The organism is Arthrobacter sp. Y3225209 (genome assembly GCF_059090685.1).
The window spans coordinates 1-22,816 of record NZ_JBNHFW010000019.1 but is presented as its reverse complement, the minus strand read 5'-3'; the positions used below and the strand labels follow the sequence as shown (position 1 = coordinate 22,816).

The 22,816-nt window shown below is 63.7% G+C and carries 21 protein-coding genes and 2 tRNA genes; 3 read left to right on the top strand and 20 right to left on the bottom strand.

Annotated elements, in window-relative coordinates:
* Positions 1-88: 88 nt before the first annotated feature.
* From AC5RVB_RS11425 to AC5RVB_RS11400, 6 genes are all read right to left on the bottom strand, one after another.
* The gene (locus AC5RVB_RS11425) at positions 89-217 is read right to left on the bottom strand and encodes a hypothetical protein (RefSeq protein WP_494142732.1); all 129 of its coding nucleotides are present in this window, start codon (positions 215-217) and stop codon (positions 89-91) included.
* Between the two features lie 154 nt (positions 218-371).
* Complete coding sequence (gene wecC / locus AC5RVB_RS11420; protein WP_494142731.1) at positions 372-1,619, bottom strand: UDP-N-acetyl-D-mannosamine dehydrogenase; 1,248 nt, start codon at positions 1,617-1,619, stop codon at positions 372-374.
* A 10-nt stretch (positions 1,620-1,629) separates the two neighbouring features.
* Positions 1,630-3,891 carry a glycosyltransferase family protein gene (locus AC5RVB_RS11415; protein WP_494142730.1) on the bottom strand — a complete coding sequence of 754 codons (2,262 nt, stop codon included), beginning with the start codon at positions 3,889-3,891 and terminating at the stop codon, positions 1,630-1,632.
* 363 nt (positions 3,892-4,254) lie between these two features.
* Positions 4,255-5,961 (bottom strand): glycosyltransferase family 4 protein, encoded by a 1,707-nt coding sequence (locus AC5RVB_RS11410; RefSeq protein ID WP_494142729.1) that lies wholly within the window; start codon positions 5,959-5,961, stop codon positions 4,255-4,257.
* Between the two features lie 29 nt (positions 5,962-5,990).
* On the bottom strand, positions 5,991-6,167 hold the full coding sequence (locus AC5RVB_RS11405) for a hypothetical protein (RefSeq protein WP_494142728.1): 177 nt from the start codon (positions 6,165-6,167) through the stop codon (positions 5,991-5,993).
* Between the two features lie 431 nt (positions 6,168-6,598).
* Positions 6,599-7,531, bottom strand: a complete 933-nt coding sequence (locus AC5RVB_RS11400) for an LCP family protein (protein ID WP_494142727.1) — start codon at positions 7,529-7,531, stop codon at positions 6,599-6,601.
* Positions 7,532-7,699: 168 nt separating this feature from the next.
* Between AC5RVB_RS11400 and AC5RVB_RS11395 the strand changes: the two genes are divergently transcribed.
* Positions 7,700-8,173 carry a DUF3515 domain-containing protein gene (locus AC5RVB_RS11395; RefSeq protein ID WP_494142726.1) on the top strand — a complete coding sequence of 158 codons (474 nt, stop codon included), beginning with the start codon at positions 7,700-7,702 and terminating at the stop codon, positions 8,171-8,173.
* 15 nt (positions 8,174-8,188) lie between these two features.
* Here AC5RVB_RS11395 and AC5RVB_RS11390 read toward each other — a convergent pair whose 3' ends face one another.
* The 7 genes from AC5RVB_RS11390 to leuC form a co-directional block, all read right to left on the bottom strand.
* Entirely contained in the window at positions 8,189-9,244 is a 1,056-nt protein-coding gene (locus AC5RVB_RS11390; protein ID WP_494142725.1) for an LCP family protein, read from the bottom strand.
* A 134-nt stretch (positions 9,245-9,378) separates the two neighbouring features.
* The gene (locus tag AC5RVB_RS11385; protein ID WP_494142724.1) at positions 9,379-10,530 is read right to left on the bottom strand and encodes a D-alanine--D-alanine ligase family protein; all 1,152 of its coding nucleotides are present in this window, start codon (positions 10,528-10,530) and stop codon (positions 9,379-9,381) included.
* A complete protein-coding gene (locus AC5RVB_RS11380; protein WP_227901431.1) occupies positions 10,527-11,570 on the bottom strand; it encodes an NAD(P)H-dependent glycerol-3-phosphate dehydrogenase in 1,044 nt (347 codons plus the stop codon). The genes AC5RVB_RS11385 and AC5RVB_RS11380 overlap by 4 nt, the downstream gene beginning before the upstream one ends.
* Positions 11,567-12,361 (bottom strand): lysophospholipid acyltransferase family protein, encoded by a 795-nt coding sequence (locus tag AC5RVB_RS11375; RefSeq protein WP_227927603.1) that lies wholly within the window; start codon positions 12,359-12,361, stop codon positions 11,567-11,569. The genes AC5RVB_RS11380 and AC5RVB_RS11375 overlap by 4 nt, the downstream gene beginning before the upstream one ends.
* 9 nt (positions 12,362-12,370) lie before the next feature.
* Entirely contained in the window at positions 12,371-13,711 is a 1,341-nt protein-coding gene (murA, locus tag AC5RVB_RS11370; protein WP_227901429.1) for a UDP-N-acetylglucosamine 1-carboxyvinyltransferase, read from the bottom strand.
* A gap of 249 nt (positions 13,712-13,960) precedes the next feature.
* Positions 13,961-14,578, bottom strand: a complete 618-nt coding sequence (gene leuD / locus AC5RVB_RS11365) for a 3-isopropylmalate dehydratase small subunit (RefSeq protein ID WP_227927602.1) — start codon at positions 14,576-14,578, stop codon at positions 13,961-13,963.
* Positions 14,579-14,589: 11 nt separating this feature from the next.
* Complete coding sequence (gene leuC / locus AC5RVB_RS11360; protein WP_290244855.1) at positions 14,590-16,047, bottom strand: 3-isopropylmalate dehydratase large subunit; 1,458 nt, start codon at positions 16,045-16,047, stop codon at positions 14,590-14,592.
* Between the two features lie 114 nt (positions 16,048-16,161).
* On the opposite strand from leuC, the gene AC5RVB_RS11355 reads away from it, so the two are divergent.
* Positions 16,162-16,881: an IclR family transcriptional regulator gene (locus AC5RVB_RS11355; RefSeq protein WP_227901426.1), complete on the top strand. Its 720-nt coding sequence runs from the start codon at positions 16,162-16,164 to the stop codon at positions 16,879-16,881.
* Positions 16,882-16,917: 36 nt separating this feature from the next.
* Positions 16,918-17,340, top strand: a complete 423-nt coding sequence (locus AC5RVB_RS11350) for a potassium channel family protein (protein WP_227927600.1) — start codon at positions 16,918-16,920, stop codon at positions 17,338-17,340.
* A 28-nt stretch (positions 17,341-17,368) separates the two neighbouring features.
* Here the strand turns inward: AC5RVB_RS11350 and thiL are convergent, their stop codons facing one another.
* The 7 genes from thiL to AC5RVB_RS11315 form a co-directional block, all read right to left on the bottom strand.
* Positions 17,369-18,382: a thiamine-phosphate kinase gene (gene thiL, locus AC5RVB_RS11345; protein ID WP_227927599.1), complete on the bottom strand. Its 1,014-nt coding sequence runs from the start codon at positions 18,380-18,382 to the stop codon at positions 17,369-17,371.
* 98 nt (positions 18,383-18,480) lie between these two features.
* Positions 18,481-18,556: transfer RNA gene (locus tag AC5RVB_RS11340), tRNA-Glu, on the bottom strand.
* A gap of 158 nt (positions 18,557-18,714) precedes the next feature.
* Positions 18,715-18,786: transfer RNA gene (locus AC5RVB_RS11335), tRNA-Gln, on the bottom strand.
* A 135-nt stretch (positions 18,787-18,921) separates the two neighbouring features.
* Entirely contained in the window at positions 18,922-19,647 is a 726-nt protein-coding gene (locus AC5RVB_RS11330) for an HAD family hydrolase (RefSeq protein WP_494142723.1), read from the bottom strand.
* 10 nt (positions 19,648-19,657) lie between these two features.
* Complete coding sequence (gene gltX / locus AC5RVB_RS11325) at positions 19,658-21,175, bottom strand: glutamate--tRNA ligase (RefSeq protein WP_494142722.1); 1,518 nt, start codon at positions 21,173-21,175, stop codon at positions 19,658-19,660.
* 40 nt (positions 21,176-21,215) lie between these two features.
* Positions 21,216-21,827, bottom strand: a complete 612-nt coding sequence (locus AC5RVB_RS11320) for a hypothetical protein (RefSeq protein ID WP_494142721.1) — start codon at positions 21,825-21,827, stop codon at positions 21,216-21,218.
* Positions 21,827-22,600: a fumarylacetoacetate hydrolase family protein gene (locus AC5RVB_RS11315; RefSeq protein WP_227927595.1), complete on the bottom strand. Its 774-nt coding sequence runs from the start codon at positions 22,598-22,600 to the stop codon at positions 21,827-21,829. Before AC5RVB_RS11315 ends, AC5RVB_RS11320 begins: the two co-directional genes overlap by 1 nt.
* Between the last annotated feature and the right edge of the window lie 216 nt (positions 22,601-22,816).

The window sequence follows — 22,816 nt, the reverse complement described above, 5'->3', positions numbered from 1 at the left end:
GTATGCCCGTCCCGGCGCGAAAACACGGAGCGGCCGGGAGCGGTTATCGCCGGTCCTGCCCGCAGCGTCGATGATGCCCGCAGAGTAGTCAGGGCTTTCCGTAACCGCTGGGCTTCCATTTGAAGGCCTGCAGTTCGGCACGGATTTGCTCAAGCTCGAGGCGCACATCCTGAAACTCGCTGCCCAGCGGCAGCAGTTCCCCGGCGTCCTGCTTCATTTGAGCCAGTACACGTTCGTAGTCGGCAATAAACGCATCGGTATCGGTTGAATATCGCTGCTGCCTGGCTTGTTCGGCCGGGGAAAGGCCTGCCGTTCGTCTGCGTGCGTCATCGTCTTTTGGCTTTGTTTAGCGGGGCATGTACGTGAAAGGGCTAGCGCCAGATGCCGCGGGTATCGATGACGTCGCGGCCTTTGAGCAGGGCGCGGTCGAGCGCTTTGAAGGCATCATGATCTACAAGCAGGAGTACGATGTCCGCGTCTCCGATAGCGTCCTCGGCGGATTCCAGTGTTATGTTGCCGCAATCCGCAAGCCTCCGGGGCAGTTCCGCGATGTGCGGCTCCACTACACCGATTGTTGCGGCAGGCATTCTGGTGCTGAGGTCGGCAACGATGGAAACTGCGGGTGATTCACGCAGGTCATCAATGTTGGCCTTAAAGGCCAGGCCCAGTGCGGCGATCTTCGGTGCTGGCTCCCCTGCGCTGAGCTGCTCAACCCGGTCCAGGACCCAGAGCGGTTTGGCATCGTTGGTTTCGCGCGCCTGGCGGATCAGCTTGGCTTCCTCCGGGGCACTCGACACGATGAACCACGGGTCCACGGCGATGCAGTGGCCGCCGACACCCGGTCCTGGCTGCAGAATATTCACACGCGGATGGTGGTTCGCGAGCTCGATCAGTTCCCAGACATCGATGTTCAGTTTGTCACTGATTACCGAGAGTTCATTTGCGAACGCGATATTCACGTCCCGGTAGGAGTTCTCCACCAGTTTGGCCATTTCAGCCGTCGTCGCATCGGTGAGGTGCATACCTCCCCTGCAGAAAGCGCTGTACAGATCCCTGGCCCACTCGGCTGCCACCGGTGTAAGACCGCCGATGATGCGGTCGTTGGTGACGAGCTCGATCATCACACGGCCCGGAAGTACGCGCTCAGGGCAGTGGGCAACATGGATGAGCGGCAACCCGGATTCCGGGTCCAGAGACAGGTCCGGGCGAAGTGCCACAAGGTACTCGCCCAGGTGTCGCGTGGCTCCGGGAGGAGAGGTCGACTCCAGAATGATGAGTTCATCACCGGAGAGCTGCGGCGCTATACCCCGAGCCGCGGCTTCGATATAGGACAGATCTGCAGTCCTGTCAGCATTAAACGGCGTCGGAACAGCCACGATGTACGCATCTGCCACCGGGGTGTCTGTTGTTGCCTTCAGCATTCCCTGGCTGACGGCGCCCGCGACATGCATACCGAGGTCGGGCTCAACAAACGGGACTTCCCCACGGTTGATGGCTTCAACGTTGGCTTCCCTAGTGTCTACACCGATAACGTTCAGACCGTTGGCAGCAAGCACTGCCGCGGTGGGCAAGCCGATGTATCCGAGACCGATTACTGCGACGTTCTTTATGTCCTTCACGTTGTTTCCCCTACAGTGCGATGTGTTCATCGGGTTTGCCAAAGAACTGGATGTCACCCGATGCCAGCAAAGCGGTATCGGAAATTTTCCACGTGTGGTTGTTCAGGCCACGGAACTGTGCGTAGTTGAAACGGTCGGAAGCATAAATCCGGCCTCCGTCCGCCCGTATGTCGTTCAGGAACCGGGTATCCTCACCACGGTTCAGGGCAGAGAATGGTACAGATTCAAATACTTCCCGACGCGCGGTGATCGTCGGCCCCATCACCGAAGCAGTCAATCTGTGCTCACGGTCGGCGAATCGAAGCAGCGTCGCGTCGTGACCCGCAACGTACATGTAGTGGGCCTGTTTCCCTACGACGTCGGCTCGCGAATAAGCCAGGGCGTGGACCAGATCGTGGAGGTAATTGGGCGCATAGAAATCATCGTCGTCCATCTTGGTGAGCACCTGACCGCTGGCGGAGGCCACACAGGCGTTGAGGCACTCTCCCAGGGACTCACTGCGCGGACGCGTAAGGACAACAACGTCTTCCAGTCCGTAGCGGAGACTGAGACGCTTGACCTCTACATCGTCCGATTCAAAGCCATGGGTACACAGCACCAGTTCAATTTTTGGGCCCTGCAGCGCACCCGCCGTGCGGAAAAGGGCTTCCAGACGGTCGGGCCGGATGGTCGACACAAGCAGCGACACGGACGGAAGTGCAACGGGACGGGTTGCAGCAGGCAATGCATCCCCAAGCACGGATTCAACCCGGTGAGCATATGTATGGACGGACCAGATCCGCCGCTGGGCCACATGCAGTTGGCGTTCAGAAAGCTGCGGATTCCGGGTTATGGCGAGAAGGGTTTCCTTGGTCTCCTCCCGCGACGTGACAATGAACTGTTCCCCGGGTTCCCATTGCGTGGACAGCGCCAGGCTCGGGGTGCTCACCACGGATGTCCCTGCAGCCGTGATTTCAAAGATCCTCCGGGCGCACATGCTCGGCGAATCAACAACGGAGTTTACGTTCAGGAAGGCCTTGTAACCCTTATAGGCCGTGAGCATCTGGTTGTAGGCCAGTGAACCGGCGACGTGCCTGCTGAACGGTTCAGGGAAGCGATAGTTCGGATTCTGGCCCGCGTGCCGGGAGAAGATGTCCAACCCGATTCCCTTTTCCACACCGGCGTCATGGGCACCACCCAGCAGCACGTCCATCTGTGCCCGGCGTTCCGGGTACTTGTGGGCGAAGTACATCCCGGCGAAAGCCACATCGCGGTTATGCCAGCCCTGGCGCGGACGCACGGGATTATGCAGGACCGGCTGCGCCGCAAACTGGAGGACGCCAATGCGTTCGTGGCCCAAATCCCTGATGTAGGACTCAACGCGTCCGGAATCGCTGGTATAAACCCAGTCGAAGAGCCGCGCCGTCTCCAGGAAATCCGAATAATGCGGCGGATCCTCCTTATTCCAAAACACCGTGGGAATTCCCAGGGACCGGCAGGCCTCCATCAGCTTGACAAAGTCGGCTTTGGGACCGGATTCGCCGGCAAGTTGAGATCGCCACTGGCCGCCGTTTCCGGCCCAGGCCGACTCTACGAAAATCAGGTCCGGCTGAGCCTCAGCGAGTTCCCGACGCCAGCCTGCACGCGAGAGGGCCACCTGGTTCCATTCAAACTGCAGCGCTGCCAGCGAGAACTCATCGAGGATTACCCCAACCGTGAGGTCTGCGCGCCGCGGGTCAACCTGCTCCGGCTCATACGTGTCAAACCGCAGGCGTTTACGGAAACGGCCGGGCTTCAGCGGCTGCGCGCCCGTGACGGCGCCGCTATAGCGGTTCTTTTCACCACGGAGCCGTCGCTGGTTTTCCCGGAGCCCTTCGAAGCCGTTCCGCCGGAAATGCCACGCAGCGGCTCTGGCTTCCTGTATCAGTCTGCTCATGCGTCCGACTTCCTCCGTCCCGGAGCCAGCGGCTGCGAAGCGGTCCTTGTTGGCCAGTTCCTTGGTATACCGCCGGTACCAGGCAAGCGCCACGGCGGGATCTCCGTCAAAGAGCAGATCGCCCTTATCCAGCCAGATAACCCGGGTGCGCTCCTCAAGTCCAGAGAGTTCAAGGCTCGCCCCACATTTGGCCCCGCTCGGCGCATGGTTCATGCCAAGTGCCAGGCATCCGAGCATGGTGTTCTGCGTTCCGGACAGCTCCGGCACCAATGCAGCAGAAGCCCCGAGCATTGTGGGCGGTGATGAGGCGTAGACGGCCGCGGCCGTAGGCTGGAGTTTTCCGCACAGAAGATTCATCAGCGTGCTTTCCCGGAGCCGTTGAGGCCATGAGCCCAATGGCTTCACGCTGTTGTTCCATCGCATTGATGTGGACCAGGCCATTCACCTTGGCCACCATCGGCGCGCCAGAATCAGCCCGGCCCCGAGGCAGCCCGATGAGGAGTGGATTCAGCAATAGCCGGGCGGTGCCGAGCCGGTCACCGCTGTTGCCGGTCTGCACCCTGGCCTGGGCGCCATATGTCATAAAGTGCAGGTAGTCCCACAGCGGAACCAGATAGTCCCGCAATGGAGGCCTGGCTCCGACCCGGGATACTTTGCGCAGGTCAACCGAGACAGTGACGGTCTTTTTGCCGGCCTCGATGTCGGCGGAAGCCTGGGTCATTATCGGGCTCCGACTTCTTTGTACATTTCCTCCGTGGACTCGGCTACGGATTCCCAGGTACGGGCACCCAACACATGCCGTCGGCCGCGGCGCCCCAAGTGCCCGCGCAGTGAGGGATCGATCATCAGTGTTCTGATCCCCTCCGCTAGGCTCAGGGGATCAGACGCGCTCACCAGGAGGCCGGTGACCTTGTGCTGGACCAGTTCCTCAAGCGCAGGCAGGGCACTGGCTATCACCGGCCGTCCGCACGCCATAGCTTCCACCGGCTTAAGCGGAGTTACCGCTCGTGTCACGATCAAATCCTTCCGAGGCACCACAAAAACGTCGAGTGCCTGATGGTACAGATGTGCCTGCTCCCGGGGCACCCGGCCGGTGAATACGACGCGGCCGGTCAGACCCAGATCCCGTGTCAGCGCCCGCAACCGAGGTTCGGCTGCGCCGTCGCCGACAATGAGGCAGTTGAGGTTGGGCAGCTCTCCAGCAATACGCGCGAAGGCAGTAATGAGGTCATCGAGCCCTTCATAGTCAACGAGACTGCTGACCGTTCCGATCAATTCGGTGTCGGCATCGAGGCCAAGGCGGCGCCGGGCGGCAGTTGCTGGCAGCGGTTCTTCGAGGTAGCTCTCCCCCACGGCGTTGGGGAGGAGCCGGATGCGTTTCGGATCCAGCCCGCTTTCCCCGAGTTCCCTGGCCATGACCGTGCCGAGTGTGGGCACCATATCGGCCGCTGCCATCACTCGGGCCTCAGAGGCTCGAAAGAGCCGATACCGCTCGCTGCTGCGCGCTTCCTCGCGGCGGGTCGAGGCCCATGTATCAGCGAGCTGTCCGCGGACCTCGTATATCCACGGAATGCCGAGAGCCTCGGCAACGGCGGCCGTCACCAGTCCGTTGACGAAATGCGTGGTGGTATGCAGCACGGCCGGCCTCACTTTGAGTGCCAGTGCGAGCGTAAGTTCTGCCTGCTGCTGCAGCCGTTGCTGCAGGCCAAAGGGCAGGCGGGCTGGCAGCATCCGGTGATAGGTGACCCCGTCAATGCTGTCGCTGTCCCGAGCCAGCAGCTTGCCCACTTGCACCGGGTACCCCGGCCGGGTGACCGCATGGACCGTCCAGCCGCGCTCGGACTGCGCCTTCAGGATTGAGTGCGTGCGCTGGGCGTAGCCGCTTCCAGTGTGCGGAAGGCTGTTTGTGAGAACGTGCAGTACCGTCTCGGGGTTGGAGACGTAGCCCTTCACCGGATTCAGGATCGGCTGCCATCCGTCAAAAACGGCGAGTTCCGACGCGAGCCTGCGCTGCTGGCGGCGCTCTGCGGCGCTGCCGGGCTGGAGGACCTCCACGGCACCGGTCATGTCGCCCTCATACCATCGGCGGCGCGCCACGGTGCCGGGCAAACCACGAGTGCCGGGTTGCACCTCGGCAATGAACCGGTCAGCCAGGTCCCCGAGGCCGGCAGCAGTGGCCACGTCCGCCAGATGCAGGGCCCGCCGGCCCGTAATCCCTGCGGATAACGCTGCGGTAAGTCTGCGTTCTGCGGTTGCCTTTTCACCCCGCACGACGGCGGCCAGCGGTCCCAGCAGGGTCCCTGCCGCCAACCGGTCCACGCTTCGTCCCATCGGATCCAGCAGACGGACGGGTATTCGCCGGGATATCTGCAGCGCCAGAACCACCGGGTCATCGCCCAGATGCTCAAGCACGGCGCCTACCGTCAAGAAGGTATTACGAGCCGCTGATAGAAACTTCATGCTCGGGGCCGGCCCGCCACGCTCCGCAGCAGATCTGCATAAGCCACTGCCAGTGCATCCACGTCAGCGTTGTCCCGGACCCAGTCCCGTCCGGACGTGCCTGTAAGGACCCAGTTCCGGTCGCCGTGGAGTTCCATCCACAGCTGGGCGATCGCTTCAGTGGAGGACTCCACTACATCACCGGCACCTGATTCCTCTAAGATCAGACCTGCCTCTCCACGCACGAAGGCGGTCACGTCTTGTGCCCGAATAAGGTAACCGGTCAAGGTATCTAGTTGGTACCCGGTGGCGTGATCTGTTCCCCGGGGCGCTGGAGACTGCTCCGGTGGAGCCGACGGGATCACTGGAGCGGGTTCGACGTTACCTGGATTTGGGGCCGGCTGCTGAGCCGGAGGCTGGGCAGGCTGGGGTACAGGCTTGGTCACGGAAGGGGGATAGGCCGGCTGTTGGCCGCCATCGTCCGGCGTTTCCAGAGAAAGTGTCCCAGTGTCGGAGCGAGGTTCCTCCGACCCCGTTGCCGAAGCCGGGCCAGCTGCAAGGAGACCGGTGATGATCACCGCCGCCCCTACTGCCGCAACACCATCCCTGCGCGTTCCCATGGTTTTTAGTTCCGCTTCTCGATGGTCTCCAGGTATCCTGCCATATCATCTGCATCCAGAGCGGCCGCTATGTCAGCAATGGCATCGGTGTCGGGAACGATAATCGATTGTCCGTCCGCCGAGGTGCCAATTCCCGCGTTGGGCAACGTAAACATATGTACGTCGGCAGAGCGGACGCTGCGCAGGCTCAGTCCCAGGCTTCCGACGGCGGCAGCATCAAGTTCCTCGTCGACGCGTAGATAAGGGGAAATCCCACTCACGATGTTGTTCACCCTGACTGGATTCGACAGGGTGTCCTTGGCCAGGACACCGGAAATAAGACCGGAGAGGAAAGCCTGCTGGTTTTTCACCCGCTGATAATCCCCGTCCGAAAAGGCATATCGTTCACGGACATATTTGAGGGCCGAATCGCCCTCGATCCGGATGGGTCCTGAGTCGAAATATTCCCCTTCTACTCCATCCGATCGGAAGGCCACTTCGTTATTCACTGAAATGCCGCCCATGGCTTCAGTGAGGCCTTTGAAGCCTTCAAAGTCAATGACAGCGACGTGGTCAATCGGGACATCGAAAAGGGACTGCACGGTGGCCACCGTGAGTTGGACACCACCGAATGATGATGCGGCATTGATCTTGTGCTCACCGTACCCGGGGATATCCACCCACGTGTCACGCATGATGGACGTGACGTAGATTCCATGGCGGTCCCCCGGGATGTGCAAGAGCATCAACGTGTCTGACCGCGCATCATCATTAGCCGGATCCCTACTGTCACTGCCGATCAGCAGGATGTTTTGCGAATCCTTGGCCGCTTCCGATCTGTCCGGCCGGTCGGCAGGAAGCGCATCAACGATAGTTTGTTTGCCGGCATCGAAAGTCCGTCCCAGGTTCCAGAGGTAGCCTCCGGCAGTCAGCACTGCTATGAGGAGCACACTTGCCACAACGAGGATTACGGTCCGTACCCGGTGACGTTTCGCTGGTTGTGTCTCTGTATAAAGGGAGTACTCGGTCAAAGGGGATCCTTAGATTGGTCGGCGCTTGCAGTCTACCCATATGGGCTGCCCCTTCCGGATTCCTGCCGCGCGCGGCACGCCGGATATCCTTGGTTCATGAAGTTCTCTGCACTCCCCGCCGTGTCCTTGCTCGTTGCGGCTGTGGCGACGGGCTGCGCTCCGGTAGCCGATGTCGATTCCGCACCGGACGCGGCAAACCCGGAGTGTGCTGCCGTGATGGTTGCCTTGCCCGGGGAAATGGCCGGGTACGAGCTCAGGGACACTGACAGCCAGGCAACTGCGGCATGGGGCAACCCGTCCAAGGCCATCCTGCGCTGCGGAGTTGCCGTGCCGGGTCCCACAACGGACCAGTGTGCCACGGTGAACGGCGTGGACTGGCTCCTGCGCGAAGGCGAAGAAACGTGGACCGCCACCACCTACGGCCGGGATCCCGCCGTCGAAGTGATTTTCAACCCGAACGAAGTAGCCTCGTCCACGGTGCTGGTTCAGCTGCAGAACGCAGTATCCAATATTGAGCCCACCAGGGAATGCCTCAGCCCCGAAGACACTTTGGACCTGGAAGGCAGTTAGTTCCGGGAATCGCGGTTAGCCGGCGGGAGCTCCCGCCGGCAGGTAGTCCGCCAGATTATCCGCCGCAAGAGCCGCAGTGATGTCCGCTACTGCCGCGGCGTCCGGGACCGCCGCCGGCAGTCCGGCTGCCGAGACTCCCCCGCCTTGGACGGGAAGCGTGTACATGTGTATGTCCGCGGGCCGGATCTCCCTGAGGCTGAATGCCAGTGCCCCTGCCGTCCTCGAATCGAACTCTTCATCCACGCTGAGGTACGGCGAAATTTCATTGACCACATTGCCTATCATCACCGGGCTGGGTACCTGCCCGCGGTCCAGGAGTCCGGAAAGGATACCGGCAAGCAGGGCCTGCTCGTTCCTCATCCGGCGTGAATCGCTGTCCCCGGTGAAGGTGTGCCGGGTGCGGACATAGTTCAGCGCCGACTCCCCCTGAACCGTAATCCGCCCCGCCGCGAAGAACTCCCCCTCGGGACCGTCGGAGTGGAAGGGCGCATCGTTATGTAATGTGACCCCGCCCAGGGCGTTGGTCAGGCCGCGGAAGCCCTCGAAGTCGACGACGGCGACGTGGTCGATGGGAACGTTGAACAGGTTCTGCACCGTCTCCACGGTCAGGGAAACGCCGCCGAGCCTCATGGTCGAGTCGATCGGCTGGCTGCCATGTCCGGGCACATCCACCACGGCGTAGGGCAGGATCGAAAGCACGTAGACACCGCTGCGGTCCCCGGGAAGATGCAGCAGCATCATCATGTCCGGTGTGGCATCCCCGCTGGCCGGGTTCCGCGTTTCGCTGCCCATCAGGAGAATGTTCCGGGCGTTCTCTGCGGCTTCTGTCCGGGGTGGTTTATCCACCGGAAGCGCCCCGGCGATGGTGGTCCTGCCCTCATCGTAGGCAGTGCCCAGGTACCAGAGGAATCCTCCGGCGGCGACAGCTACGGCCAGCACCACACCCAGCATTGCCAGGGCGGTATTGCGGATACGCTTCCTTCGCAGGCCCATCCGCCGGCGCCCGTGTTCCGGAGGCGCCGGCGTGGTTTCCGGTGAAAGGCGCTTGCGCATGCCGGGTCCTTGCATCATGTCCGGTCCTCGCATCATGTCCGCGGTCAGTCCTAGAGGCCTGAGTGTAACCATGCGGGGACTGCCGGACAGAGGAACCTGCAGCGGGAGGAATACCCTAAAAGACCGGAGCCCTACGCGCTCCGGAGCCGGTCTTAGCGCAGCCCGGTGGGCCGATCAAGTGCCAGCGAAATAAGTTCGTCGATCAGCTCGGTGTACGGCAGCCCGGATTTGGCCCACATCTGCGGATACATGCTGATGGGAGTGAACCCGGGCATGGTGTTGATCTCGTTGATGATCAGCTCACCGCCCGGGGTATAGAAGAAGTCCACGCGGGAGAGTCCTTCGCCACCCACGGCGTCGAAGGCGACTCCGGCCAGCCGGCGGACCTGTGCAGAAATGTCCGGCGGCAGATCGGCCGGGCAGCTCAGCTCCGCCGCAGTCCCGTCAACGTACTTGGCTTCGAAGTCATACCACTCGTGTCCGCCGTCCTGAACGGCGATCTCACCGGGCTGGCTGGTGCGCGGATCTTCCGTCCCGCGGCCCTGGAGGACAGCAACCTCGATTTCGCGGCCGACTATCCCGGCTTCTACGACAACTTTGGGATCGTGCAGGCGGGCGGTTTCAATGGCCGCCGGCAGCTGCGCCGGATCCGTCACCCGCGTGATGCCCATGGAGGATCCCGCCCGGGCCGGCTTCACGAACAGCGGGAAGGCCAGAGAGCCTGCACGGTCAAGACAGGCCTGCGGATCCCGCAGCCACTGCCGGTCGGTGATGACTTCGTAGGGTCCCACCGCCAGGCCGGCCGATTCAAAGACAACCTTCATGTAGTGCTTGTCCATCCCCACCGCGGAGGCCAGCACGCCGGCTCCCACGTACCGCACGTCAGCCATTTCGAGCAGTCCCTGCAGGGTGCCGTCCTCGCCGAACGGTCCATGCAGCAGCGGCAGCACAACGTCGATCCGACCCAGGCTGCGCGGCAGGCTGCCGGGGGCGTGGGCCACCAGTTCACGGCTGTTGTCCTGGGATGAGAGCACCACCGATTCCTCGGACGCAGGAACTTCAGGCAGGGTTGCGGAGCGCAGGGACCACTGCGCCGGATCAGCCGAGACGAGGCTCCACTGCCCGTTTTTGGCGATGCCGATGGGAACGACGTCGTACTTGGCGGTATCGATGGCCTGCAGCACTCCCGCTGCAGTCACGCAGCTGACCGAGTGTTCGCTGGAGCGGCCGCCGAAGAGCACGGCTACGCGCGGCCGGTTTGAAGCGCCGGCCGGAGCGGCAGCAGATGGGAATTCAACACTCACTGGGCGGACACACCTTCGGATTTCAGTTCGCGGGCCAGCAGCCGCGGGCCCAGTTCATCCACAGTAATTGCGCCCTGCAGTACGGCGACTACGTTTTCGGTAATGGGCATGTAGACGCCCAGCTGCGTAGCCCGGTCCAGGACGGCCTGGGCTGATTTGATGCCTTCTGCGGTCTGCGTCATGGACGCGTTGACCTCGGCGAGGCTCAGGCCCTGGGCCAGCAGGGTCCCCGCAGTGTGGTTACGGGAGAGCGGCGACGAGCAGGTGGCAATCAGGTCACCCATGCCGGCCAGGCCGGACATGGTTTCAGCGCTGCCGCCCAGTGCCAGTGCCAGCCGCGTGGTCTCGGCCAGCCCCCGCGTCATCACCGACGCCTTGGTGTTGTCGCCCATCTTTTTGCCGTCGCAGATACCCACGGCCAGGGCGATCACGTTCTTGACGATTCCGCCGATCTCAGTTCCCACGACGTCGGTGTTGGTGTACGGCCGGAAGTAGGGGGCGGTGCAGGCTTCGGCAATCCATCCGGCGGTGTCCAGGTCGGTGCAGGCCACCACTGACGCGGTGGGCTCCTGACGGGCGATTTCCATGGCCAGGTTGGGGCCTGAAACCACCGCAATCCGGTCAGCCGGCATACCGAGTTCCTCGGCGATTACCTGGCTCATCCGGGCATCGGTGCCCCGCTCCAGCCCCTTCATCAGGGATACAACGACGGCGTCATCCGGAATCAGGCCGGCAACGTCCCGCAGCTGGGCACGCAGGGACTGTGCCGGGACGGCTAGGACCACCAGATCGGCGCCGGTGAGCACCTCCGCCAGATCGGTAGAGGCACGCAGGTTCTCCGGAAGGACGGTGTCCTTCAGGTACTGGGTGTTTCGGTGGCGTCCGTTGATGTCCTGGGCCACTTCGGGGCGGCGGGCCCACAGCCGTACGTCAGTGCCGCGGCGGGCACCGGAATCTGCGGCAATCTTGGCGAAAGCCGTACCCCAGCTTCCTGCGCCCAGGACGGCGACAACGGCGGGGTGTTCACTGCGGGCGGTCACTTTGGAGCCTCCGGTTTGATGTGTGTGGTTGGTGTGCCGGAGACGTTGCCGCCGGTCTCGAAGGACCGGCCGATCTGCCGCTGGCCGTTTGCCACCGGGTCCCAGCGGGCCTTGGGCGGCTCGGCTCCGCGAAGTTTGGAGACCATGTCGGTCAGGTCCGACATGATCCGGTCGGTGGCTGCGTCCAGGACGGCCTTACTCAGCGGCTGGTCCGCGAAGTCGGACAGGTCCACCGGCTCGCCCACCACCAGCTGTACGTGTTTACGCGGGAAGAGTGAGGGACGCTTGGCATAGCGCGGGAGCAGTTCCTGGTCTCCCCAATGGGCGATGGGGATTACCGGTACCCCGGTGGTGAGGGCAAGCCGCGCCGCACCGGTCCGGCCTTTCATGGGCCAGAGATCCGGATCTCGGGTCAGGGTGCCTTCGGGGTAGATCACCAGGGCGCGCCCGGCTGCCAGAGCCTCGCGGGCAGCATCCAGGGACCCGGCTGCACCAGCGGTCACGCGTTCCACCGGAACCTGGTTCGTGGACGAGAGCGCCGGGCCCAGCACGGGGACCTTGAACAACGATGCCTTGGCCAGGAAGTGCGGCGGGTGGCCCTGGTTGTAGAGGAAATGCCCCACCACCACCGGATCGATTTCAGTCACATGGTTCGGGCAGACAATAAACCCGGTGTCCTTGGGAAGGTTCTCCGCGCCGTGCCACTGCTTCCTGAGGAAGACATTAAACACCGGGCGCAGGGTCCCGGCGAGCAGCGCGAAGACCACCCGTGACCTTCTCGATTCCTTCATGGCGTCAGGCTACCGGAGTCCGGCGGATACGCCGGAAGCCACGTCAAAGTCAGCGCCGAGTCCCTCCAGCTTGCCCTGGAAGTGTTCGTAGCCGCGGTTGATCAGCTCGATCCCGGTGACACGGGACGTGCCCTCGGCTGCCAGCGCGGCGATCAGGTGGCTGAAGCCGCCGCGCAGGTCCGGGATGTCGATTTCCGCACCGCGCAGCTGCACGGAGCCTGCGATGACCGCCGAGTGCAGGAAGTTCCGCTGCCCGAAACGGCATGGGACGCTGCCCAGGCATTCACGGTGCACCTGGATATTGGCACCCATGCGGACCAGGGCGTCGGTGAAGCCGAAGCGGTTCTCGTACACAGTCTCGTGCACGATGGAGACGCCCTCCGCCTGGGTCAGCGCCACGACAAGCGGCTGCTGCCAGTCGGTCATAAAGCCCGGGTGGACGTCGGTTTCCAGCACCAGCGGGTTCAGCGCGCCGCCGGGGTGGTAGAAGCGGATGCCGCCGTCGTCGACGTCGAACGCCCCGCCGATCTTCCGGTAGGTGTTCAGGAACGCGGTGAGGTCCTTCTGGTCCGCGCCTTCTACGTAGATGTCTCCCTTGGTGACCAGGGCCGCCGAGGCCCAGGACGCGGCCTCGTTGCGGTCGGGAAGGGCACGGTGGTTGTACCCCGTCAGCTCTGCGACACCTTCAATGCGGATGACCCTGTCCGTCTGCACGGAGATGATGGCGCCCATCTTCTGCAGGATGGCGATCAGGTCAAGGATTTCCGGCTCCACGGCTGCGCCGCGCAGCTCGGTGATTCCCACAGCCTTCACGGCCGTCAGGAGAACCTGTTCGGTGGCGCCGACGCTCGGGTAGGGCAGTTCCAGTTTGGCACCGGTCAGGCCCTTGGGCGCGGAGATGGAAATGCCGCCGGGGCGCTTTTCCACCACGGCACCGAAGTTGCGGAGCATCTGCAGGTGATAGTCAATGGGGCGGTCGCCGATTTTGCAGCCGCCCAGGTCCGGGATGAATGCCTCGCCCAAGCTGTGCATCAGGGGTCCGCAGAGCAGGATCGGAATACGGGAGTCCCCGGCGTGGGCGTCGATGTCCTTGGATGCCGCCGTCTTGGCGTTCTTCGGATCCATGGTGAGGTCACCGGTGACGGGGTCCTTGGAGACCTCCACGCCGTGCAGCTTCAGCAGCGATGTGACAACCTCGACGTCCTTGATTTCCGGAACGTTGCGCAGCAGGGAAGGGCCGTTGCCGAGCAGGGCGGCAACCATCGCCTTGGGGACAAGATTCTTCGCCCCGCGGACCGGCACCTTTCCGGAGAGAGGAACCCCGCCTCGGATCGTAAGGACGCTACCCATGAACACCTGATTTCTTAACTAGATTGGCCCCGAACGCAATAAGAGACTGCAACCAAGCATAGGAGGAAGCGCCTACTTACTGAAATGACTCCGCTCCCCGACGGGGGCCGTGCCGGGGTGATTCCGGTCATGGCTGGCGGAGTGGAAAGCAGATAGGCCCCGCCGTCGCGGGGCCTATCGATTGTATCGAGATCCGGGGACGCCCACGAAACCGGGCGGGGCGCAAATCAGCAGTACCCTGCTGAACAGTTAGCCGGGAAAAACGCCCTGGTAAAGGGCAGGAAGCGTGGTCGGCTTGTAGGACGGGCGCTGCGCTTCGAAGCTGGTGATTTCCGACTCATGCCGCAGGGTCAGCGCGATGTCGTCCAGGCCTTCGAGCAGCCGCCAGCGCGTGTACTCGTCAATGTCGAACGGCGCGTTGACGCTGCCGCAGACCACGGTGCGGGCCTGCAGGTCAACGGTGACTTCCGTGCCCGGCGCCTCCTCCAGCACCTTCCAAATGAGCTCAATGTCATCCTGGGCCACTTGGGCGGCCACCAGGCCCTGTTTGCCGGAGTTGCCGCGGAAGATATCGGCGAACCGGGAGGAGAGGACGGCGCGGAACCCGTAGTCCTTCAAAGCCCATACGGCATGCTCGCGGGAGGAGCCGGTACCGAAATCCGGTCCGGCCACCAGCACCGAGCCGCGGCTGTAGGGCTCCTGGTTGAGGATGAATTCCTCGTTCTTCCGCCAGCCGGCAAAGAGGGCGTCTTCGAAGCCTGTCCGGGTGATCCGCTTGAGGTAGACGGCGGGGATGATCTGGTCCGTGTCCACGTTGCTCTGGCGCAGCGGAACACCTATGCCGGTGTGTGTGGTGATCTTTTCCATAACAGGTTCTCCTATGCAGCGCTGACGGCGTCGACGGCGGCACCCGGCAGCGGGTCCAGGTCAGAGGGCGAGCTGAGGGTTCCGCGGACGGCCGTGGCGGCTGCCACCACCGGCGAGACCAGGTGGGTCCGCCCGCCCTTGCCCTGACGGCCTTCAAAGTTCCGGTTGGACGTGGAGGCGCAGCGCTCCCCCGGCTCCAGCTGATCCGGGTTCATGCCCAGGCACATGGAGCACCCGGCGAAACGCCATTCCGCGCCGAATTCCTTGAACACGCGGTCCAGCCCTTCGGCCTCAGCCTCCAGCCGCACCCGTGCCGAGCCGGGCACCACCATCATGCGGATATCCGGGTCCTTCTGCCGGCCGCGGATAATGTCGGCGGCAATCCGAAGGTCCTCAATGCGGCTGTTGGTGCAGGACCCCAGGAACACAGTGTCCACCCGGATCTCCTTCATGGGCGTACCGGCGGCCAGGTCCATGTAGGTCAGGGCCCGTTCGGCGGCGGCACGTGCGTTTTCATCCGCGAAGTCCTCCGGGGCAGGCACGGCGTCGGAGAGTGAGACGCCCTGGCCCGGGTTTGTTCCCCACGTGACGAAGGGCTCCAGCTCATCGGCGTTCAGGAACACCTCAGCGTCGAACTGTGCGTCTTCATCCGTTGCCAGGGACCTCCAGTGCTCGACGGCGGCGTCCCAGTCCCGGCCCTGCGGTGCGTGCGGACGTCCCTTGAGGTAGGCGAAGGTGGTGTCATCCGGCGCCACCATACCGGCGCGGGCACCGGCCTCGATGGACATGTTGCAGATGGTCATCCGTGCTTCCATGGACAGCGAGCGGATAGCAGAGCCGCGGTATTCCAGCACGTAGCCCTGGCCGCCGCCGGTGCCGATCTTGGCGATCACGGCAAGGATGATGTCCTTCGAGGTCACCCCGGGACGCAGAGTCCCCTCCACGTTGATGGCCATGGTCTTGAACGGCTTCAGGGACAGTGTCTGGGTGGCCATGACGTGTTCCACTTCAGAGGTTCCAATGCCCATTGCCAGAGCGCCGAAGGCTCCGTGCGTGGAGGTGTGCGAGTCTCCGCAGACCACCGTCAGCCCGGGCTGCGTCAGGCCCAGCTGGGGGCCGACTACGTGCACAATGCCCTGCTCGGCGTCGCCGAGGGGATGCAGCCGGACTCCGAACTCGGCGCAGTTGGCCCGCAGCGTTTCAATCTGCGTGCGGCTCACCGGGTCTGCGATCGGCTTGTCGATGGCCAGCGTGGGGGTGTTGTGGTCCTCGGTGGCGATGGTCAGGTCCGGGCGGCGCAGCCCCCTGCCGGCCAGTCGCAGCCCTTCAAAGGCCTGCGGGGAGGTCACCTCATGGATAAGGTGCAGGTCTATGTACAGAAGGTCGGGGGCGCCGTCCTCACCCTTGTGCACTACGTGCTCATCCCAGACTTTCTGTGCAAGCGTCCTGCCTGCTACATGCTCAGCCATGCCGGTACCCCTCGTTGAGATCTTGTGCTGCGTTCCTTAAGGGAACCAGCCCACGGAGCCGGCGGTCCAGCTTTTCAACTTGCATCTCAGATAGTGAGACGGCAGTATCAGTGTATGGACACTGCAAGCGGGGTAGGCGTTATCGACAAGGCGGCAATGGTGCTGGATGCACTTGAAGCGGGGCCGACCACCCTTGCACAGCTGGTGTCTGCCACCGGGCTTGCCCGCCCCACCGTGCACCGGCTGGCATTGGCGCTGGTCCACCACCGTCTGGTGGGACGCGATATCCAGGGCCGGTTTGTCCTGGGCGGACGCCTCGTGGAGCTGGCCTCCGCCGCCGGAGAGGACCGGCTCATCGCCTCCGCAGGGCCCGTATTACTGCAGCTGCGTGATATCACCGGTGAAAGCTCGCAGGTATTCCGCCGGCAGGGTGAATGGCGGGTGTGTGTGGCCTCAGCGGAGCGGCCCATCGGTTTGCGTGACACCATCCCCGTGGGCACCCAGCTCTCCATGAAGGCCGGCTCGGCCGCCCAGTGCCTGCTGGCGTGGGAGGACCACGACCGCCTGCTGGAAGGGCTGCACAATGCCCGTTTCACCCCCACCGTGCTGGCCGGCGTGCGTCGCCGCGGGTGGGCCCAGAGCCTGGGCGAACGCGAACCCGGCGTCGCCTCGGTTTCGGCTCCCGTGCGTGGACCGTCCGGCCGGGTGATCGCCGCCGTGTCGATTTCCGGCCCGATCGAACGCCTGACCCGCCAGCCCGGACGTATCCACGCCGAAGTGGTAGCCAAGGCCGGCGCCCAGCTCACGGAGGCGCTGCGCAAGAACGCGGACTAGGCCTATTCTGGGAGCCTCCAATGCACGGGAGGCACCATGAAGCGGATGCGCGTGCTGTGGAACATTGTCCGGGTGACCAACGCGGATTACGTGCTCTACGGCTTCCTGATTGCCCTTGGTACCGCGGCCTTGCTGCTGCCCCGGTTCGAGCCCGGCATTCCGGATTTTGGGGACAGCCTCTGGTACCTCTTCAGTTCATTTACCACCATCGGATTCGGAGACTACGTAGCGGTCACCTTTGCCGGCCGGCTGATAACCGTAGTGGTGGCGCTCTACGGCATCCTGGTGGTCGCCCTGCTGACCGGCATCATTGTGGGCTTCTACAATGAACTGCTCCGAATCCGCTCCCGAACCTCGCTGAACGATCTCGTGGATGAGCTTGAGCACCTCCCGGACCTGTCCCGGGACGAGCTGGAATCCCTGGCCCGACGTATCCGGGAGCGGCATATCCTGCGCTGACCGGCTGGATCAGTTTGGCCCGGAAGGATCATCCGGCGAAGTGGTCCCAGCCCGTGGTCTGTGGAGCCACGCCGCCTACCGTTACACCGCCGCCGTCCTGCACAATGCCCATCCGGACAAATCCCTTGGGCAGCACGGCACCGGGCGGGAATGTGGCCAGCAGGCCATGATCCTCTCCCCCGCCCAGCACCCAGTCCAATGGATCGGCTCCCAGCCGCGCTGCTGCGGGGGCGAGCAGTTCGGCACGGGTACGGACGTACTCCGCGTCCAGGTCGATTCCGACGCCCGATGCCAGGGCTATTCGGCCGGCGTCCCGCACCAGCCCGTCGGAAACGTCCAGCATCGCCGTTGCGCCCGCCGCCGCCGCCCGCGGGCCCAGGTGTATCGGCGGATGCGGCCGGTTCTGGGACGCGACCAGGGTGGCAAGAAGCTGGTCCGGCTCTTCCCGGACGGTTGAATAGTCCAGACTGCTCTCCAGCACCGCCAGCCCACCGGCTGCGGCCCCCAACGCTCCGGTAAAGGCCAGGACGTCGCCGGGCCTCGCTCCGGAGCGAAGGACGGGTGCCCGCCCTTCGAGGTCACCGGTCACGGCTGCGGTGACAACAATCTGGCTGCCGCGGCCGAGGTCTCCGCCCACAACCGAGCACCGCCCGGTATCGAACATCAAGGACGTCACTGCCCCTGCGAGGCCGCTGGCCAGGTCCTCCACCCACGCGACCTCAGTGCTTCCGGGCAGGGTCAGGCTGACCACGAGGGAAGTGGGCACAGCACCCATGGCATTGATGTCGGAGAGATTCTGGGCTGCGCATTTCCAGCCGACTGTGTATCCGCCGGTACGGTAGCCCGAGGGCCACAGCAGGCGGAAATCCGCATCCTGAACCAGGGTGTCGATGGAGATCACCGTACGACCGTCGGGGGCGGCGATCACCGCGGCGTCATCGCCGGGACCAATGAGGGCGGTGGTGGGACCGAGCCTGGGGAAGATCCGTTCCAGCAGTGCTTTCTCATCGAGCTGCTCCACGGTCAGGATGTCAGACGGCACGGGCTCTTCCTTTGGTTTCCGCCGGGGTTGGTCTTTGAAATTACCATGGCGGCTTAACGAAAAAGCCGGCCCCGGACATGTTGTCCGGAACCGGCTGATGGTGACCCCAGCGGGATTCGAACCCGCGTTATCGCCGTGAGAGGGCGACGTACTAGGCCGCTATACGATGGGGCCGGGTACAGTGCTCCAAGCACTCCACGCGTCCGTCTTTGATACATCGGACGGGAGTGAGCCTGTGCACTTCCTTTGCCGGTTTCGAAGAACCGGCCTGAAGAGTATTTCACATTCTTCAGATGGACACCAATCGGGCATTTGCCGCGTATTGGTTACCGCTGGGATACCAGGACTCGAACCTAGAATGACGGTACCAGAAACCGTTGTGTTGCCAATTACACCATATCCCAATGTGCTTCAAGCTACGCTCTTGCGGGTTTCCCCGCGGCGTTCCTTTGGGGTTCAACCCCTCAGCACGAGTTATTACTATACACGGCTTTCGGAGCAAGTACAAAACCGGCTCCTTGTCCGATCCGGGGCACCTGTCAGAGCAGGCCAAGAACCTCCATCAGCGTGCCAACCGTGTACACCCCGGCGGGGACGGCCGTGTTGTCACTTCGCACCGGTGAGGGGTTGTCCGCGCGGTCCAGCCAGACGCCCGTTAGGCCGGCATCGTGCGCGCCGACCGCGTCCACGACCAGATTGTCCCCGACATATGCCGTACGTGCCGGCAGGCTGCCGACGAGCCGCGCGCCCTCGTGAAAGATAGCCGGGTCCGGTTTGGCGGCTCCGACGGTGTCAATGCCAACCAGCACCCGGATCCGCTCCAGTCCGGCGGCGTCCAGCTTGGCACGCTGGTAATCGTGGACGTTGTTACTGACCGCCCCATAGGCGATGCCCCGTTCATCCAATGCGTCCAGCAGCGGAACCACGTCATCAAAAGCGCAGAAATGACGGGGAAGCATCTGCTCATAGGCATCGTTCCAGGCCCTCGCGGCATCGCTGTCCAGCGGTGCCAATCCAGCCCGTTCGCGGGCATGCTGCAGCCGCAGCACCCGCTGGTCGGCGAAGCTCAGGTGCCCGGCAAGGTAAGCGTCGTAGTGACCTTGCGGGTCGGCGGCGAACAGGGAAGTATACGCGTCCCAATCCGCCGCCGTGAAATGTGCCAGGTCTTCCGCACTGACTGCCTGGAGCGTGGTGCCCATGGCAGCCTGCAGGTCCACCAGTGTTTCATCAATGTCGAACAGCACCGCGTCGACAGACCTGGCCATCCTCATGTCCCTACGCGGCGGCGCGGAAGGAACGAATCCGGGCCAAGGAGGAGTCCCGGCCAAGGATGACCATGGACTCGAACAGCGGCGGTGAAATGCGGCGTCCGGAAATGGCAGTACGCACAGGTCCGAAGGCCAGCCGCGGCTTGATGCCCATCTCTTCCACCAGAGCCTGGCGCAGTGCCGCCTGGATGTTTTCCGCGGTCCACTCCTCCACTGCGTCCAGAGCGGTCAGTGCCGCATCTAGCACCTCGGCCAGGTTAGCCGGAAGTCCCTTGCGCGCGTCGTCGGCAACGTCAACGGCGTCGTCGGCCTTGAAGAGGAACCCGAGCATGTCCGGAGCCTCGCCGAGCAGCGTGATCCTTTCCTGGACCAGCGGGGCGGCTTCGGTGAGGATTTCCTCTTCCCGGGCGGTCAGCGTCTCCCCCACCAGGCCGGCGTGCTGCAGGTACGGGACCAGCCGGTTGCGGAAGTCTTCGGCCTCGAGCATCCGCACGTGTGTGCCGTTGATGGCTTCGGCCTTCTTCAAATCGAACCGCGCCGGGTTGGCCAGCACGTCGTGGATGTCGAAGTTTTCCACCAGCTGCTGCACGGTGAAGATATCCTCATCCGCGGACAGCGACCAGCCCAGCAGGGACAGGTAGTTCAGCAGGCCTTCGGGGATAAAACCGCGTTCGCGGTGCAGGAAGAGGCTGGACTCCGGATCGCGCTTGGACAGCTTCTTATTGCCGGCGCCCATCACGTAGGGCAGGTGCCCGAACAGCGGCATGTATTCGGCAACGCCGACGTCGATCAGTGCCCGGTAGAGGGCAATCTGGCGGGGCGTGGAGGACAGCAGGTCCTCGCCGCGCAGCACGTGGGTGATCCCCATCAGGGCATCGTCCACCGGGTTCACGAGGGTGTAGAGCGGGGCACCGTTGGCGCGGACCACCACAAAGTCGGGAACCGTGCCGGCCTTGAACGTGATGTCGCCGCGCACCAAGTCAGTGAAGGTAATGTCCTCGTCCGGCATCCGCACGCGCAGCACCGGGGAACGGCCTTCGGCTTTGAAGGCTTCGATCTGCTCGGGCGTCAGATCGCGGTCATAGTTGTCATAGCCGAGCTTGATATCGCGGCCCGCTGCACGGTGGCGCGCCTCGATCTCCTCCGGCGTGGAGTAGGACTCGTAGACGTAGCCGGCGTCGCGCAGCTTGGCAATAACGTCCTGGTAGATCTCACCCCGCTGGGACTGGCGGTACGGCTCGTGCGGGCCGCCCACTTCCACGCCTTCATCCCAGGTGATGCCGAGCCACTTCAGCGCGTCGAGGAGCTGGAGGTAGCTTTCCTCGCTGTCACGGGCGGTATCCGTGTCTTCGATGCGGAACACCATGGTGCCCTTGGTGTGCTTGGCGTAGGCCCAATTGAACAGGGCAGTCCGGATCAGGCCGACGTGCGGGGTGCCCGTGGGGGACGGGCAGAAACGCACGCGCACGGGCGTGGCATCGGTAACGGTGGGCAGGTCAGCTAAGGGTGTGGGCGCATTAGTCATGATGCTTCCCAGTTTAGTCTCTTCTGCCTCTACGCATGGCCTAACGTGCGTAGGCGAGGAGCCAAAGGAAGATACCGCCGCCCGCCGCGGTGCCGGCGGCTGCCCCGGCAAGGTGCTGCAGCGGAGATCCTGCCCGCGCGCGCCGCAGGATCACGACGAGCAGTATAAGGACCACGGCAGCAGCCAGCGCTGTCCCCACCGGCCCTGTGAAGAGCAGCGCGGCCAGCGACCCGAACATGACGATGCCGGCACCGAGCGTGACATCCAGCCATGACCAGGTGGTGAATGCGTTGGCCACCAGCAGCACCATAGCGGCCGCCAGCAGCGCAAACACGGCTGCGGAAAGCGCCAGCGGCCCGTCCAGCCACAGAATGAGCCGCTGGAGCATAAAGCCCAGCGCGGCCGCGCCCAGCACTACCGGAGGCAGCGACGACGGACCGAACCGGCGCAGGTCATTGCGCTTTTGTAGGTATGCCACCAGGACCGGTGGAAAGACTCCCAACATCAGGGCAGCCCCGAGCCCCCAGGGCAGCGCCTGCGCCGGCGCAAAGCTGAGGAACGGAGCGGCCAGGAGCGCGGCCGACCATATCAGGGCAGCCGGCGTTGCTCCGGCATCAAGCCGATGCCGGTCCCTGCCCGCTCCGCGACGCATCAGCTGCGGACGGTGTTTACCAGCCGGCCGATTCCTTCAATGTCGACCTCAAAGCGCTGTCCGTCGCTGATGATTCCGACACCGGCCGGCGTGCCCGTGAGAATAACGTCGCCGGGCAGCAGGGTGAAGGCCTGGGAGACGTAGGAGACCAGCTCCTTGACGCCCCAGATCATCGAACTCGTATTGCCGTCCTGCACCAGCTCGCCGTCCAGGTAACCGCGGACCTCGGTGTTCTCCGGGTCCAGTTCGGTTTCAATCCACGGACCCAGCGGGCAGGAGGTATCAAAGCCCTTGGCGCGTGCCCACTGGTCGTCGGTCCGCTGGGCGTCGCGTGCCGTCAGATCATTGGCGCACGTGTAGCCGAAAATCACTTCGTTCACGCGTTCGACCGGGACGTCCTTGCAGATACGGCCGATGACGACGGCGAGCTCGGCTTCATAGGACACCTCATCCGAGAACGAGGGCAGCACCACGGGATCGTTGGGTCCGATGACCGAGGTGTTGGGCTTGAGGAACATCAGCGGCGCGGGAGGGACGTCGTTGCCCATCTCCGCAGCGTGGTCGGCATAGTTGCGGCCGATACCCACCACCTTGCTGCGCGGAATAATCGGCGCCAGCAGACGTACGTCCTCGAGCTTGTGCCGCTCCCCCGTTAGCTGGACACCCGAAAAGAACGGGTCTCCCTTGATCACGGCAATTTCTTCGTTGCCTTCTTCTCCGCCAACCACGCCGTAGGCGGGGTCACTGTCCTGTACAAATCGAGCAATACGCATGCTTCTAAGCCTAGTGGAGAAACTGCGCCCGCATGCAGGTACGGCCACGCACACAGGACCCCTCCAGCAGAGAAGGCATTCGTGATTTTGCGCACCAGGGCCGCCGGCATCCCTGGTGTGGGTTAAACAGGTGAGGCCCGTACCAACACTGGTACGGGCCTCACCCTTCACAATTTGTCCGGCGGTGACCTACTCTCCCACATCCTCCCGGATGCA